The organism is Mitsuaria sp. GD03876 (assembly GCF_029840635.1).
GTDB lineage: Bacteria > Pseudomonadota > Gammaproteobacteria > Burkholderiales > Burkholderiaceae_C > Roseateles.
Map to the genome: position 1 here is coordinate 18,621 of NZ_JAOCCU010000037.1, position 11,574 is coordinate 30,194.

Annotated in this window: 10 protein-coding genes; 5 read left to right on the forward strand and 5 right to left on the reverse strand. The window is 71.5% G+C overall.

The window, feature by feature from the left end; translation table 11 throughout:
* Positions 1-19: 19 nt before the first annotated feature.
* Complete coding sequence (locus tag N5D62_RS20835) at positions 20-391, reverse strand: DUF2946 family protein (protein ID WP_279759810.1); 372 nt, start codon at positions 389-391, stop codon at positions 20-22.
* Between the two features lie 284 nt (positions 392-675).
* Here N5D62_RS20835 and N5D62_RS20840 point away from each other — a divergent pair, with 284 nt between their 5' ends.
* The 4 genes from N5D62_RS20840 to N5D62_RS20855 all read left to right on the forward strand — a co-directional run bounded on the left by N5D62_RS20840 (position 676) and on the right by N5D62_RS20855 (position 6,004).
* Positions 676-2,421: an Hsp70 family protein gene (locus N5D62_RS20840; protein ID WP_279759811.1), complete on the forward strand. Its 1,746-nt coding sequence runs from the start codon at positions 676-678 to the stop codon at positions 2,419-2,421.
* The gene (locus N5D62_RS20845; protein WP_279759812.1) at positions 2,421-4,202 is read left to right on the forward strand and encodes a hypothetical protein; all 1,782 of its coding nucleotides are present in this window, start codon (positions 2,421-2,423) and stop codon (positions 4,200-4,202) included. The genes N5D62_RS20840 and N5D62_RS20845 overlap by 1 nt, the downstream gene beginning before the upstream one ends.
* 205 nt (positions 4,203-4,407) lie before the next feature.
* A complete protein-coding gene (gene lepB / locus N5D62_RS20850; protein ID WP_279759813.1) occupies positions 4,408-5,106 on the forward strand; it encodes a signal peptidase I in 699 nt (232 codons plus the stop codon).
* A 187-nt stretch (positions 5,107-5,293) separates the two neighbouring features.
* On the forward strand, positions 5,294-6,004 hold the full coding sequence (locus N5D62_RS20855) for a glutathione S-transferase N-terminal domain-containing protein (RefSeq protein ID WP_279759814.1): 711 nt from the start codon (positions 5,294-5,296) through the stop codon (positions 6,002-6,004).
* A 13-nt stretch (positions 6,005-6,017) separates the two neighbouring features.
* On the opposite strand, the gene N5D62_RS20860 is transcribed toward N5D62_RS20855, so the two are convergent.
* Genes N5D62_RS20860 through N5D62_RS20875 form a run of 4 tightly spaced genes read right to left on the reverse strand, consistent with a single transcriptional unit; the run spans position 6,018 to position 10,310 of the window.
* Positions 6,018-6,257, reverse strand: a complete 240-nt coding sequence (locus tag N5D62_RS20860) for a SlyX family protein (protein WP_279759815.1) — start codon at positions 6,255-6,257, stop codon at positions 6,018-6,020.
* Entirely contained in the window at positions 6,254-8,098 is a 1,845-nt protein-coding gene (locus N5D62_RS20865) for a DUF885 domain-containing protein (RefSeq protein WP_279759816.1), read from the reverse strand. Before N5D62_RS20865 ends, N5D62_RS20860 begins: the two co-directional genes overlap by 4 nt.
* 33 nt (positions 8,099-8,131) lie before the next feature.
* Entirely contained in the window at positions 8,132-9,997 is a 1,866-nt protein-coding gene (locus N5D62_RS20870; RefSeq protein WP_279759817.1) for a ferrous iron transporter B, read from the reverse strand.
* Positions 9,990-10,310: a FeoA family protein gene (locus N5D62_RS20875; protein WP_279759818.1), complete on the reverse strand. Its 321-nt coding sequence runs from the start codon at positions 10,308-10,310 to the stop codon at positions 9,990-9,992. Before N5D62_RS20875 ends, N5D62_RS20870 begins: the two co-directional genes overlap by 8 nt.
* Positions 10,311-10,564: 254 nt before the next feature.
* Here N5D62_RS20875 and N5D62_RS20880 point away from each other — a divergent pair, with 254 nt between their 5' ends.
* Positions 10,565-11,557: a BMP family ABC transporter substrate-binding protein gene (locus N5D62_RS20880; RefSeq protein WP_279759819.1), complete on the forward strand. Its 993-nt coding sequence runs from the start codon at positions 10,565-10,567 to the stop codon at positions 11,555-11,557.
* The last annotated feature ends 17 nt before the right edge of the window (positions 11,558-11,574 follow it).

The window sequence follows — 11,574 nt, forward strand, 5'->3', positions numbered from 1 at the left end:
GCGGTCGGGGAGGACGGGATCAGAGAACCAGGGGCGGGCCGCGGCTGCGCGGCTGGGGCGCGGGCTGGGAGCGCGAGCCGTGCTCGACGACCGGCGCCTGGACATGGGCGGCGCTGGCCAGCGCGAGCACCGGCGGCTCGGACCGGGCCGAGGCGGCCAGGTCGTCGAAGGCCAGGCACAGCTCGCACAGCTGGTCCGCGGACAGTTCGTCCGGATCGGCATGCGTCTGGCCGTCGCCGTGCGCGGTGGCCGCCTGGGCGACGGTGGCGCCCGCCGGCGCATGCCCGCGGCCCTGCGCATCGGTCAGGTGACCGATGCCATGCCACACCGCGCCCTGCTGCGACAGCAGCATGAACAGCGGGAGCAGCAAGTGCAGGAGGTGCTTGCGCATGGGGCGCGATTATGAGGGCCGCCGCGATCCGCGCAATTCGTCACGCGAGTCGCCGCCGTGACGGCGTTCACCCTCCTGAGGGCGATGGGGCGGGGCCGGTCCGGCGGATAGTGTGGCGCCTCGCGCGCGCGGCCCCGCTGGACGCGCCCCGATCAAGGCGTCGCTCGCGCGCCTGCCGGCGGCCCAAGGCCGTCCCCGTCGCCACTGCCACTGCCGCTGCCGCTGCCGCTGCCGCCACCGTTTCCGCCACCGTTTCCGTTTCCGTTTCCGATCTTCCCCTGCCCATGACCGACTCCGCGTTCGTCCCCGACCTCGTCGGCATCGACCTCGGCACCACGCATTCGCTGGTCGCCTACTGGCACGACGGTGCCGCCCACCTGATCCCCAACGTGCTCGGCGCGACGCTGACGCCGTCGGTCGTCAGCCTCGACGCCGACGGCAGCGTGCTGGTCGGCGCCGCGGCGCGCGACCGGCTGCAGTCGCACCCGGACCGCACCGTCGCCAGCTTCAAGCGCGGCATGGGCACGGCCACGCGCTACACGCTGGGCCCGCAGTCCTTCCGCGCCGAGGAGCTGTCGGCGATGGTGCTGCGCGCGCTGCGCGCCGACGTCCGCGCGCGCTTCGGCCGCGACGTGGACCGCGCCGTCATCACCGTGCCCGCCTACTTCTCCGACGCGCAGCGCGCCGCGACGCGCAACGCCGGCCTGATCGCCGGCTTCGTCGAGGTCAGCCTGCTCAACGAACCGACCGCCGCGGCGCTCGCCTACGGCCTCAACGAGCAGGAGGACAGCCAGTTCCTGGTCTTCGACTTCGGCGGCGGCACCTTCGACGTGTCCATCCTGGAGCTGTTCTCCGGCGTGATGGAGGTCCGCGCGACCGCCGGCGACAACCAGCTCGGCGGCGATGACGTCGATGCCTGCATCGAGCGCTGGGTGATGGCCCAGGCCGGCCTGCCCGACGTGCTGCTGCGCGACGACCGCTTCGTCTCCACGCTCAAGGCGCGCTGCGAGGCGGCCAAGCGCGCGCTCGGCGCCAACGGCTCGGCGCCGGTCGCCTTCCGGCACGAGCAGCACGTGATCGACCTGACGCTGCGCGCCGAGGAACTCGAGCGCATCATCCAGCCGGTGCTGGACCGGCTGCGCCATCCGGTCGAGACGGCGATCCGCGACGCCCGCATCGGCACCGCCGACCTGTCCACCGTGGTGCTGGCCGGCGGCAGCTCGCGGCTGCAGGCAGTGCGCCAGCTGGTGACGCGGATGTTCGGCAAGTTCCCCGCGGCCAGCATCAATCCGGACGAGGTCGTCGCGCTGGGCGCGGCGGTGCAGGCCGGGCTCAAGGCCAACGCGGCGGAACTGGCCGAGCGCGTGATGACCGACGTCTGCCCCTACACGCTGGGCATCGAGAGCGCCCGGCAGGTCACCGCCGATCGCCTGACGGCGGGTTTCATGTCGCCGATCCTGCCGCGCAACACCGTGGTGCCGGCCAGCCGCGTCGAATCCTTCCACCCGGTCCATCCGGAGCAGAAGGTGATCCAGGTGCGGGTGTTCCAGGGCGAGGCCCGGCTGGTCAAGGACAACATCCTGCTGGGCCAGTTCGACGTCGACCTGCCGCGCTTCAGCGCCGAGCACCGGCCGCATGTCGACGTGCGCTTCACCTATGACATCGACGGCCTGCTCGAGGTCGAGGCCACGCCGATGCTGGGCGATCGCTCGGCCGGCGAGCCGCGCCGGCTGGTGATCCAGAACTCCGAGGAGCGGCTGTCGCCCGAGCAGGTCGCCGAGCGGCTCCAGGCGCTGGCCGAGCTGAAGCTGCATCCGCGCGAGCGCATGGAGATGCGCGCGCTGGTGGCGCGCGCGGAGCGGCTGTTCATGCAGCTCGGCCGCGAGGACCGCGAGCGCCTGGGCACCGCGATCACGCGCTTCGAGCTGGACCTGGATTCGCAGGACCCGCGCCGCATCGAGCAGGGCGCCGAGGCGCTGCAGCGCCTGGTGCGCGGCATCGAGGCGGACTCCCCGCTGGGAGCGGTCTGATGCCGGTGCTGCTGCCCCACTACTTCGTCGCGCTCGGCCTGGACGACACCGCCACCGAGGCGGACGTCAAGGCGGCCTACGCCACGCGGCTCAAGCGGCTGGACCGCGCGAAGGACCCGCTCGGCTTCCAGGAACTGCGCGGCCACTACGAAGCCGCCATCGCCCATCTGCGCGACGGACGAGGATTCGTCCGCATCGAGGTCGCGGACGAGGCGGCGCCGGACAGGGCCGCCGACGAGGCGCCTGTCGAGCCGGTGCCTCCGGCGCCCGAGGCTGAGTCCACGCCCGCGCCCGCGCCCACGCCCGCGACCATGCCTCGGCCGCAGCTCGAAGCTGAGCCCAAGCCCGAGCCCGAGCCCGAGCCCGAGCCCGAGCCCGAGCCAGAGCCCGAGCCGAAGCCTGAACTTCAGCCAGCGCCAGCGCCGTCGCCTGCCGGGCGGCGGCCGATGCCGTTGCCGCAGCCCGACCTGCAGGTCGATCCGGCCAAGCTGGCCGAGGCCGCGTACGAGGCTTTCCTCGCGGCCTTCTGGCGCATCGACGCGCGCGCGCTGGCCGCGGCGGTCGGCCTGCTGCGCGAGTCGCTGGAGTCGCCCGGGCTGGAATCGCTCGCCGCGCGCGAGGCCTTCGAGCGGCGCATCGCCGAGGCCGTCGCCGAGCGCGCGCTGCGGCGCCGCACCGGGCTGCTGTTCTTCGCGGCGCTGCAGGCCCTGCGCTGGTCGGAGCGGCCGCCGCTGGTCCCGGCCGGCGAGGCCGAGGGCCGCCTGCATCGCTGGATCGATGCCGCCTTGCTGCTCGACGAGCAGACCCGCATCGTCTGGCTGTGGCTGGCCGAGGAGCCGCGCCACGCGCTGTTCGACGCGATCCCGCTGACGCGCGGCTTCGACTGGAACAACGCAATGCGCGAGGCCTGCTGCGCGCCGGGCGAGCTCGGCCGCTGGCACGAGATCTCGCAGGTGACGCCGCTGGGACGGGCCCCGTCGCTGGGCGAGTGGCCGCCGCCCGCGCGCACCTCGCTGCGGGATTGGCTGGCGTGGCTGAAGTCGCCGGCCTTCCTGATGCTGGGCGCGCCGCTGCTGACCGCCGCGGTGGTCATGAGCCTGCTGTGGCTGCGCGGCGAGGACCCGAACCGGCCCAAGCCGCCGAGCTGCGCCGACCACATCGCCGCGGCGACCGCCGCCCACTGGAAGGCCTTGTCGATCGAGACCGTCGAGCTGCTCAACCGCTGCGCCAACGAGGCGCCGCCACCGGCCTGCGAGGACCGCGAGCACCTCAAGCGCCTGAACCGCCTGGCCGCCGTGGTGATGCAGTCCTACGACGGCGCGCCGGCGGGCAAGGGCTACCTGTTCGACAGGAACCGGATCGTGCTGGACCCGGAGGACGGGCGGCTGCTCGGCACCACCGGCGATCCCTGCGACTCGGCGTTCCGGCAGGTCTACCAGACCGGCGGCTGGCTGCGGCTTGGCCATGGTCCGACCGCCGAGGCCATCGTGCGCCAGGGCGCGGCCTGCACGCTGGCCAACGGCGCGATGCGCGACGGCCCGGTCGAGTCGTCGATGTCGATGAGCACCATCCTGGGCGAATGGTCCGAGGACACCTGGTCCTACAAGCTGCTCAGCCGCACCGACGCGTGGCAGGCGCAGGCCCATCCGAACGGGCTGGCCGGCGTCGCGCCCGCGCCGATCAAGCTGGCCTCGCTGATCACGACCGACGCGGCGCTGATCGCGCCACGGCAGGAGAACTGGGAGCGCACCGCGCCGGCCTGCCAGCCCGCGGGTCGTTGATGGCCGAACGCTGGACGCTGACGGCGGGCGCCGGCCCCGTCCGCGGCGACAGCGACAGCGATGGCGAGGGCGGCGCGCTGGCGCCGCCGGTCGCGCGGCGGGCGCCATCGGGGCGGCGTTTCCCGCCGCTCGCCGCAGCGCGGCGCCTCGTCCGGGGCCGCTCGCCACACTGGGTCCTTCCCCGTGACGACCCAGGAGCGATCCCATGACCTCGACGACGCCGTTGATCCGCCGGCTGCGCGCCCTGCTGCGCGAGAACCGCGGCTTCCTGATCTTCCTCGCCGGTTTCCTGTTCTTCCGCACCGCGATCGCGGACTGGAACCCGGTGCCCAGCGGCTCGATGCGGCCGACGATCCTCGAGGGCGATGTCGTCTTCGTCGAGCGCGTCGCCTACGACTGGAAGCTGCCGCTGACCGACATCTCGGTGCGCCGCGTCGGCGAGCCCCAGCGCGGCGATGTCGTGACCTTCGGCTCGCCGCGCGACGGCACGCGGCTGATCAAGCGGGTGGTCGCGGTGCCCGGCGACACCGTCGAGCTGCGCGGCGACCGCTTGATCCTCAACGGCCAGCCCGCGACCTACGCGCCGCTGGAGGAAGTGGCGGAGGCGCTCGCGCCCGGCGTCGCGGTGCGCGGCGTGCGCGCGGTCGAGCAGTGGGGCGGCGAGCGCCGCGTCGTGCAGTTCCTGCCCGACGTCAACGCGCGGCGCGACTTCGGACCGATCGTCGTGCCCGCGGACCAGTTCTTCATGATGGGCGACAACCGCGACAACAGCGAGGACTCGCGCTTCATCGGCCTGGTCCCGCGCCGGCTGATCATCGGCCAGGCGCACCGGGTGCTGGTGTCGGCCGACATCACCGCGCGGTGGGCGCCACGCTGGGACCGCTTCGCGGCGCCGCTGCGGTGACCGTCGAGGCGCCGTCGGGCGCCGTTGACCGCGGGCCGGGAACGGCGGCGTGCCGGGAGCCGGGCGACAAGGGCGCGGGCCGGCGCGCCCGCAGCACGACTCGCATTGACCCGCGCGGGGCAAGGTCTCTGCGCCGCCGCCGAGAATCGCCCGTCATCCCTTCACGCAACGATCCGACGGACACCCCATGACGGACCTGACCCGCTTTCCCATCACGACGAAGTGGCCCGCGCAGCACCCCGAGCGGCTGCAGCTGTACTCGCTGCCGACGCCCAACGGCGTGAAGATCTCGATCGCGCTCGAGGAACTGGGCCTGGCCTACGAGCCGCACCTGGTCAGCTTCCAGACCGACGACCAGCTCAGCCCCGAGTTCCTGTCGCTGAACCCGAACAACAAGATCCCCGCGATCATCGATCCCGACGGCCCGGGCGGCGAGCCGCTGCCGCTGTTCGAGTCCGGCGCGATCCTGGTCTACCTGGCCGAGAAGACCGGCCGGCTGATCCCGCAAGACCCGGCACGCCGCTACGAGACGCTGCAGTGGGTGATGTTCCAGATGGGCGGCATCGGGCCGATGTTCGGCCAGGTCGGCTTCTTCCATAAGTTCGCCGGCAAGGACTACGAGGACAAGCGTCCCCGCGACCGCTACCTGGCCGAATCGAAGCGGCTGCTGGCCGTACTCGAGCAGCGCCTGACCGGCCGCGGCTGGATCATGGGCGACGAGTACACGATCGCCGACATCGCCATCTGGCCCTGGGTCAACAACCTGGTCGGCTTCTACGGCGCGGGCGACCTGGTGGGCTTCGGCGAGTTCAAGGAAGTGCAGCGCGTGCTGGGCGCCTTCTTGGCGCGCGACGCCGTCAAGCGCGGGCTCAACATCCCGGCGCGCCCGGCGGCCTGAGCGGATCCACCGCTCAGTAGTGCGGCGGCAGCTCGTCCCGCAGGCTGCCGCTGCCGGTCCCGTCGCCGCGGCCCTCCGGCACCTGCCGGCGCAACTGCGCGATCTCGCGCACCAGCGCGTCGATCTGCTCCTGCTGCTTCGCCACCTGCGCGTTCAGGTGGTCGACCAGGTCCTCGGCGAAGCTGGCCTTGATCTCCAGCTCCGTGACCCGCGCCTCCAGCACGCGGACCTCGGCGGCCGCGTCGGAGCTCATGGCGCGGCCTTCGCCGGCCGATGCGCCATCAGCTCGGCGATCACCGACACCGGCGCGTTGCCGTAGCTCAGGAACTCCTCGTTGAAGGCCTTGAGCTGGAAGTCCTTGCCCAGCGCCTGCTTGCGCTGCTCGCGCAGTTCCATGATGTCGCTGTAGCCGCTGAAGTAGCTGGTCAGCTGCACCGAGGTCAGCTGCACCCGGCGCCACTTCTCGCGCGCTTCGCGCTCGGTCTGGAAGGCCTGGCGCGTCAGCAGGTCCAGCGCGTCCTGCTCGCTCATGCCGAGCACGTGCACGCTGTAGTCCAGGATGGTGTTGGTGACGCTGCGCAGGTTCCACTTGCCCCACATCAGCCACATTTCCGGCGCGTTGCCGCCGTAGCCGGACTCCAGCATCATCCGCTCGCCGTAGACGGCCCAGCCCTCGACCATCGCGCCGTTGCCGAACAGCGTCTTGACCAGCGACGGCGACTTGTTGGCGTGGACCAGCTGCGTGTAATGCCCCGGCACCGCCTCGTGGATGTTGAGGATCTGCAGGATCCAGCGGTTGTACTCGCGCAGCGTGCTCTCGGCCTGCTCGGGCGTCAGGTCGTCCATCGGCGTGACGTTGTAGTACGTGCGGTCCTGCGGCCGGTAGGGGCCGGGCGCCTCGATGCCGGCGCCGGCGATGCCGCGCTGGTAGACCGGCGTCTCGCGCACGATCAGCGGCTTGGACGGATCCTGCGTCAGCAGGTCGTGATCGGCGATCCAGCGCTCCAGCTGCGGGATCTGCGCGCGGATCTCGGCCACGAAGTCCTCGCGCTTCACATGCTGCTCGCTGAGCTTGCCGATCACCGCGCCGATGCGCGCGAGGCGATCCTCGGGCTTGGGCGCGTCGCCCATGGTCTGCGTCCACAGCTGGTCGGACAGCTGCGCCATCTGCGTCAGCAGCGCCTCGCGCGCCTTGAGCGCGCGCTGGTACATCTGCTCGGCCGAATGCGCCGACTGGATGTCGTAGCCGAACTTCTTGTCGTACAGCGCCTGGCCGAGGCGGAAGCTGCGCGCCTTGCCGCTGGCCTGGCCCTCGGCGAGCAGCTTCCTGAGTTGCACGCGATAGCCCTCGACCGCGGCCTTCGCGGCGGCGACGCGGTCGGCGAGCCGCTTGCGCTCGACGGCGGTCAGCCCCGCATCGGGCCCTTGCGCGGCCTTGGCCACCTCGTCGAGCACGCTCAGCACGCCCGGCGCCTGGTCGATCGCCAGCTGCGTGTGCTCCAGCGTCGGCTGCTTGAGCAGCGAGGCGCCGGCGCGGTAGTACGCCGGCACCTGCGCCAGCCGCGCCGAGAGCGTCTTCAGCCGCGCCGGCAGCGGCGCGTAGTCGGTGGCCAGGATGTAGTCGATCGGGCCGGCGATGTTGAGTTCCGACGGATTCCACTCGTACTCGCGCAGCTCGGTCAGCTGGAAGCGGTCGTCGCGCAGCTTGTTGAGCAACTGGCCGAGGTCGGTGCGCGAGGCCGCGTTCAGCGTCGACGCGTCGACGGCCTCGAAGCGCGCGAGCCACTGCGCGGTGAAGGCCAGCGCGCGGGCGCGCATCGCGCGGTCGGGCGCGGGCAGCTGGTCGGCGAATTCATAACGGCCCGCGCTGATCGCGGCGTCCGGGTCCAGGCGCCAGAGGGCCTCGATGTAGTCGTTGGCCAGGCGCTGGAAACGGGTGTCGGCATCGGCCGCCACGTCCGGTTCGAGCTTGATGACGCCGCGCACGGGCTTGGCGGCTTCGGTGGCGGAAGCGGGCGTCGCGCCCAGCAGGCCGGTCAGGCCGAACGTCGTCAGCGCGGCCGCGGCCAGGGCGGTGAGGGTGGGGCGATTCATCATGGGGCGCGAGCATAGCTCGCGCCCGGGCGCTCAGCCGACGATCCAGCGCGTGACGTGGAAGGTCGCCCACGACGCGCCGTAGGCCAGCGCGAACAGGTAGGCCAGCATGATCGCGGGGATCTTGTAGCCGCCGGTCTCGCGCTTGACCGCCGCGATCGTCGACAGGCACTGCGGCGCGAAGATGAACCACGCCAGCAGCGAGAACGCGGTCGGCAGGCCCCAGCTCGCGGCGATCAGCGGCGTCAGCGCCTGCGCGGCCTCGTCGCCGGTGGCCGACAGCGAATACACCGTGCCCAGCGCGCTGACGACGATCTCGCGCGCGGCCATGCCCGGCACCAGCGCCAGGCTGATCTGCCAGTTGAAGCCGATCGGCTCGAAGATCCACGCCAGGCCGCGGCCCAGGTAGCCGGCGAAGCTGTACTCGATGGCCGCCGGGCCGGTGGCGCCCTCGGGCGCGCCGGGGAAGGTCGACAGCACCCACAGCAGCAGCGTCAGCGCCAGGATGATGCCGCCCACGCGCTTGAGGAAGACCTCCGCGCGCTGCAGCAGCCCGATGGCGACGTTGCGCGCGTGCGGCCAGTGGTAGCTGGGCAGCTCCATCATCAGCGGGCGCACCTGGCGGCCGGCGTCGGTGAAGCGCTTGAGCACCCAGGCCACCGCCATCGCCACCAGGATGCCGGCGAAGTACAGGATGAACAGCACCAGCCCCTGCAGCTCGATCCCGCCCCACAGCTCGCGCTGCGGGATGAAGGCGCCGATCAGCAGCGCGTACACCGGCAGCCGCGCCGAGCAGGTCATCAGCGGCGCGATCAGGATGGTCACCAGCCGGTCGCGCGCGTTGGCGATCGAGCGCGTGGCCATGATCCCGGGGATCGCGCAGGCGAAGCTCGACAGCAGCGGGATGAAGCTGCGGCCCGACAGGCCCACCGAGCCCATCAGCCGGTCCAGCAGGAAGGCCGCGCGCGGCAGGTAGCCGGACTCCTCCAGGATCAGGATGAAGAAGAACAGGATCAGGATCTGCGGCAGGAACACCAGCACGCCGCCGACGCCCGCGATCAGGCCGTCCACGACCAGGCTGCGCAGGTGGCCTTCGGGCAGCAGCGCGCCGGCCTGTTCGCCGAGCCAGCCGGTGCCGGCCTCGATCCACCCCTTGGGCACCTCGGCCCACGCGAACACCGCCTGGAACAGGAAGAACAGCAGCACCGCCAGCAGGATCGGTCCGATCACCGGATGCAGCACGACGCGGTCGAGCTTGTCGCTGGGCAGCTCGCCCTGCAGCTGGTCCAGGCCGAGCGCCTTGAGCACGTGGTTGATGCGGGCGGTGTCCTCGCCCTCGGGCACGGCGGGCGCCGTGGCCCACAGCGCGGGCTGGTCCAGCACCGCGCGCAGGTCGTCCAGGCCGTCGCCGTCGGTGGCCACGGTGCGGATCACCGGCACGCCCAGCAGCTCGCCCAGGCGCGCGGTGTCGATCTCGATGCCGCGCCGGCGGGCCAGGTCGGACATGTTCAGCGCCACCACGCAGGGCAGGCCCTGGCGCTGCACCGACAGGAACAGGCGCAGGTTGCGGCGCAGGTTGGTCGCGTCGAGCACGCACACGACCAGGTCGGGGCGCTTCTCGCCCTGCGCGCGGCCGGCCAGCACGTCGACGGTGACGCGCTCGTCGGGCGAGCGTGGGTACAGCGAATAGGTGCCGGGCAGGTCCAGCACGCGCAGCAGCTTGCCGGCGGCGGTCTTGAGGCGGCCTTCCTTGCGCTCGACGGTGACGCCGGCGTAGTTGGCGACCTTCTGCCGGCTGCCGGTCAGGCGGTTGAACAGCGCCGTCTTGCCGCAGTTGGGATTGCCGACCAGCGCCAGCAGCGGCCCGGACGGATGCAGGTGGACGACGGCCTCATGCATGGGCGGCTCCCGGGGCGCCGGTCCCGGCGTCCGCCGGCGACGTCAGCCCGCCGTGGGCGCCGCCCTCCAGGACCACGCAATCGGCCTCCGCGCGGCGCAGCGCGAAGGTCGACTGTCCGATGCGCACGACCAGCGGGTCGGCGCCGGGCATCGCGCGTGCCAGCACCGCGACATGCTCGCCGGGAACGAAGCCGAGTTCCTCCAGCCACTGCTTCCATTCCGGGGCATGGGCCGGCGCCTGCAGCGCCTGGACGCGGTGCGCCTGGCCGATGGCGGCCTGGGCGAGGGTGGGGACGGGAAGGACAGCGCTCATGTCGTCGGGATGGCCTGCGGGCTAGCGAAGCGAAACATTCTAAATGATAGTGATTCTCAACTTGCCTGGCTGAACCGGAGTGAATGTTCGGTCAACCCGAGGGCGCATTGCGATGCGCGTCAATGCCTCAAACGCAGCAATGGAAGGCCGAAGTTGATGGGCCCGCAAACGTTTAGCGTTTTCCTTGACGTGGCTTACACTCGCGCCTTCATAAAATGCCCGGTTGCTCCTCACCTTCCGCAACGAGACCGCAAATGATGAAGCCTTCCCAGTCGTTCTCCTGGACTGCCGTCGCCCTGGCCCTGGCCGTGGCGTCGGGCGCGGCGGCCGCGCAGACCACCCCGGCGGTGATCTTCGACATGGGCGGCAAGTTCGACAAGTCGTTCAACGAGGCCGCCTACCGCGGCGTCGAGCAGTGGAAGAAGGACACGGGCGGCAAGTACCTCGAGTTCGAGATCAGCAACGAGACGCAGCGCGTGCAGGCGATCCGCCGCATGGCCGAGCGGGGCGCCAGCCCGATCATCTCGGTGGGCTTCGCCCAGGCGTCGGCGCTGAACCAGGTGGCCAAGGACTTCCCCAAGACCAAGTTCGTCATCATCGACGAGCGGGTCAACCAGCCCAACGTGCAGTCGGTGCTGTTCAAGGAACAGGAAGGCAGCTTCCTCGTCGGCGCGCTGGCCGCGCTGACCAGCAAGACCGGCAAGGTCGGCTTCGTCGGCGGCATGGACATCCCGCTGATCCGCAAGTTCGAGTGCGGCTATGAGCAGGGCGCCAAGGCGGCCAATCCGAAGGCCGAGGTCTTCAAGAACATGACCGGCACGACCGCCTCGGCCTGGAACGACCCGACCCGCGGCGGCGAGCTGGCCAAGGCGCAGTTCGCCAAGGGCGTGGACGTGGTCTTCGCCGCGGCCGGCGGCACCGGCGTCGGGGTCTACCAGGCGGCCAAGGACGCCGGCAAGTTCGCCATCGGCGTGGACAGCAACCAGAACCACCTGCAGCCAGGCACGATGCTGAGCTCCATGGTCAAGCGCGTGGACGTGGCCGTCTACAACGTGCTCAAGGAATGGAAGCCCGGCATCAGCGTGCTGGGCCTGAAGGAAGGCGGCGTCGAATACGCCGTCGACGCGAACAACGCCAAGCTGATCTCGCCCGCGGTGAAGACCAGGCTCGACGCGTACAAGGCCGACATCATCGCCGGCAAGATCAAGGTCGCGGACTACATGGCGGACAACGCCTGCAAGAACTGACCCTCACGCGAGCGAGC

Bases quoted from the DNA above. Each gene is read 5' to 3' on its own strand.
- N5D62_RS20835 (WP_279759810.1), bottom strand. From the start codon at position 391: ATGCGCAAGCACCTCCTGCACTTGCTGCTCCCGCTGTTCATGCTGCTG.
- N5D62_RS20840 (WP_279759811.1), top strand. From the start codon at position 676: ATGACCGACTCCGCGTTCGTCCCCGACCTCGTCGGCATCGACCTCGGC.
- N5D62_RS20845 (WP_279759812.1), top strand. From the start codon at position 2,421: ATGCCGGTGCTGCTGCCCCACTACTTCGTCGCGCTCGGCCTGGACGAC.
- lepB (WP_279759813.1), top strand. From the start codon at position 4,408: ATGACCTCGACGACGCCGTTGATCCGCCGGCTGCGCGCCCTGCTGCGC.
- N5D62_RS20855 (WP_279759814.1), top strand. From the start codon at position 5,294: ATGACGGACCTGACCCGCTTTCCCATCACGACGAAGTGGCCCGCGCAG.
- N5D62_RS20860 (WP_279759815.1), bottom strand. From the start codon at position 6,257: ATGAGCTCCGACGCGGCCGCCGAGGTCCGCGTGCTGGAGGCGCGGGTC.
- N5D62_RS20865 (WP_279759816.1), bottom strand. From the start codon at position 8,098: ATGAATCGCCCCACCCTCACCGCCCTGGCCGCGGCCGCGCTGACGACG.
- N5D62_RS20870 (WP_279759817.1), bottom strand. From the start codon at position 9,997: ATGCATGAGGCCGTCGTCCACCTGCATCCGTCCGGGCCGCTGCTGGCG.
- N5D62_RS20875 (WP_279759818.1), bottom strand. From the start codon at position 10,310: ATGAGCGCTGTCCTTCCCGTCCCCACCCTCGCCCAGGCCGCCATCGGC.
- N5D62_RS20880 (WP_279759819.1), top strand. From the start codon at position 10,565: ATGATGAAGCCTTCCCAGTCGTTCTCCTGGACTGCCGTCGCCCTGGCC.